The organism is Cellulomonas biazotea (assembly GCF_004306155.1).
Taxonomy (GTDB): domain Bacteria; phylum Actinomycetota; class Actinomycetes; order Actinomycetales; family Cellulomonadaceae; genus Cellulomonas; species Cellulomonas biazotea.
This window is the reverse complement of sequence record NZ_BIMR01000396.1, coordinates 1-2,663: the sequence shown is the minus strand read 5'-3', so window position 1 is coordinate 2,663 and position 2,663 is coordinate 1. Positions and strand designations below refer to the sequence as shown.

The window sequence follows — 2,663 nt, the reverse complement described above, 5'->3', positions numbered from 1 at the left end:
CCCCGACCCCGAGCCCGCACCCCTGGTGCTGCTCGGCCGCGACGGCACGCGCGTGGGCGCCGCGGTGGCCCTCGGCCGGGCCGCCGCGCGGGCGACCTGGCTCGCGCGCGACCTCGCCGCGACGCCGTCGAGCATCAAGGACCCCGCGTGGGTCGCCGACCAGGCCCGACGGCTCGGCCGCCGCGCCGGGCTCGACGTGACCGTGCGCGGGCCCCGCGAGCTGGCCGCGCAGGGCTTCGGCGGGATCCTCGCCGTGGGCGCGGGCTCCGCGTCTCCGCCCCGGCTCGTCACCGTCGCCTACACGCCCGCCACCGCGTCCGCGTCGGGCACCCGGCACGTCGTCGTCGTGGGCAAGGGCATCACCTACGACACGGGCGGCCTGTCCATCAAGCCGCGCGAGGCGATGGTCCCCATGAAGACCGACATGACGGGCGCCGCCGTGGCGCTCGCGACGGTCCTCGCCGCCGCCGAGGCCGGGGTCGCGCACCGCGTGACGGCCGTCCTGCCGCTCGCGGAGAACCACGTGGGCGCCGCGTCCTACCGGCCGGGCGACGTCCTCACGCTGTTCGGCGGGACGACGGTCGAGATCGCCAACACCGACGCCGAGGGCCGGCTCGTGCTCGCCGACGCGCTCGCGTGGGCCGACGCGCAGCTCGACCCGGACGTCCTGCTCGACGTCGCGACCCTCACGGGTGCCGCCACGCTCGGGCTCGGCAAGCAGCACGCCGCCCTCTACGGCACCGACGACGACCTGGTCGAGGCGCTCGCCGCGGCGGGGGAGCGGTCCGGCGAGCTCGCCTGGCCCATGCCGCTCGTGGCCGAGTACGAGGAGGCCGTCGGCTCCGACGTCGCGGACCTGCGGCACGTCCCGTCCGACCGGCGGATCGGGGGCGGGTCGATCACCGCCGCGCTGTTCCTGCAGCACTTCGTCGGGCAGCGTCGCTGGGCGCACCTCGACATCGCGGGGCCGGCGCGGTCGACGGGCGACCGGCACGAGGTCACCGAGGGCGCCACCGGGTACGGCGCGCGCCTGCTCCTGGAGTACCTGACCGACCTGCACTGACCGACCTGCACTGACCGACCTGCACTGACCGAGCTGCACGGACAGGCCTGCGCGGCAGGCGCTCAGCGGCGGACGGCCACCAGCAGCCCGTCGCCCGTCGGCAGCAGGGCCGGCACGAGCCGGTCGTCGCCGCGCACCAGGCGCCCGACCTCGCGGATCGTCGTCGTCGTCTCGTCGCGCCGCGCGGGGTCCGCGACCCGGTCGTGCCAGAGCGCGTTGTCGACCGCCAGCACGCCACCGGGGCGCAGCAGCCGCACGGCCTGCTCGACGTACCCCGGGTAGGAGCCCTTGTCGGCGTCGACGAACACCAGGTCGTAGCCGCCGTCGGTGAGGCGCGGCAGGACGTCGAGCGCGCGGCCGGAGATGGTCCGGGTGCGCGTGGCGCGCACGCCCTCCTCGGCGAACGCCTCCTTCGCGGCGCGCTGGTGCTCGACCTCGAGGTCGATCGTCGTGAGGACGCCGTCGGCCGGCATGCCGCGCAGCAGGTAGAGCGAGCCGACGCCCGCACCGGTGCCGATCTCGACGACGGCACGCGCGCCGGCCGCGGCGGCCAGGACCGACAGCGCGGCACCCGACCCGGGCAGCACGGGCGTGCAGCCGAGCTGCGCCGCTCGCTCACGCGCCCGCAGCAGGACGTCGTCCTCGGGGAGGAACTCCTCGCAGTAGACCCAGCTCTGGGCCTTGTCGGTGGAGATGGCGGCCTCCCGTTGGAGCAGTTCAGGACGGATCAGGTGCGGGTCGGGCGGGGGATCCCGGTCAGCCTATCGGTGCGCGGGACCACTCCCCGGGACGTGACCGGCCGCCTCGCGGAACTTCCCGGGCGCCACGCGCGTTGCACCGAGTCGAACACATCCGCACGACCTGGGAGACTGGTGCCCCGCTCGACCACCACGAAGGAGCCCGACACGATGACCACGCCCCCGGCCGCCTGGCAGCCGCCGACGTGGGAGCAGATCGTCCGGGACCACTCCGCGCGCGTGTACCGGCTGGCGTACCGCCTGACGGGCAACCGTCACGACGCCGAGGACCTCACCCAGGAGACGTTCGTCCGGGTGTTCCGGTCGCTCAACACGTACACCCCCGGCACGTTCGAGGGCTGGCTGCACCGCATCACGACGAACCTGTTCCTCGACCAGGCGCGCCGCAAGCAGCGCGTGCGCATGGACGGGATGGGCGACGACGCGGACCGCTTCGCGTCGGTCGACCAGCTCGGCAGCCCCGAGCGGGCGTACGAGCACGGCAACCTCGACCACGACGTGCAGCGCGCGCTCGACGAGCTGCCGCCCGAGTACCGGGCCGCCGTCGTGCTCTGCGACATCGAGGGCCTGTCGTACGAGGAGATCGCGGTGACCCTCGGGATCAAGCTCGGCACCGTGCGCTCCCGCATCCACCGTGCCCGTGCCCGTCTGCGCGTGTCGCTCGGCCACCGTGCGCCCGACGCCGTGGCCGCGGCGTCCGAGGCCGGGACGAGCGACTCCGCGGAGACGGCCGACGCCGCGGCGACCGTCGGTGCGGCGACCACCGCAGGCGGCCTCGTCGCCGCCCTCCCGGAGCGTGCCCGGTGAGCCACCTCGGTTCCCGCATCAGCGCGCTCGTCGAC

3 protein-coding genes are annotated in these 2,663 nt (G+C 75.5%); 2 read left to right on the top strand and 1 reads right to left on the bottom strand.

Annotation, left to right across the window (positions count from 1 at the left end):
• Window positions 1-1,063 (top strand): leucyl aminopeptidase family protein (locus tag CBZ_RS19185; protein ID WP_130783052.1); only part of this gene is annotated, 1,063 nt, incomplete at its 5' end.
• 62 nt (window positions 1,064-1,125) lie between these two features.
• Here the strand turns inward: CBZ_RS19185 and CBZ_RS19180 are convergent.
• The gene (locus CBZ_RS19180) at window positions 1,126-1,758 is read right to left on the bottom strand and encodes an O-methyltransferase (protein WP_130783051.1); all 633 of its coding nucleotides are present in this window, start codon (window positions 1,756-1,758) and stop codon (window positions 1,126-1,128) included.
• 213 nt (window positions 1,759-1,971) lie between these two features.
• On the opposite strand from CBZ_RS19180, the gene sigE reads away from it, so the two are divergent.
• Window positions 1,972-2,628, top strand: a complete 657-nt coding sequence (gene sigE / locus CBZ_RS19175) for an RNA polymerase sigma factor SigE (RefSeq protein WP_130783050.1) — start codon at window positions 1,972-1,974, stop codon at window positions 2,626-2,628.
• Window positions 2,629-2,663 lie beyond the last annotated feature (35 nt).

Coding starts and splice junctions, on each gene's coding strand:
- sigE (WP_130783050.1), top strand. CDS start 1,972: ATGACCACGCCCCCGGCCGCCTGGCAGCCGCCGACGTGGGAGCAGATC.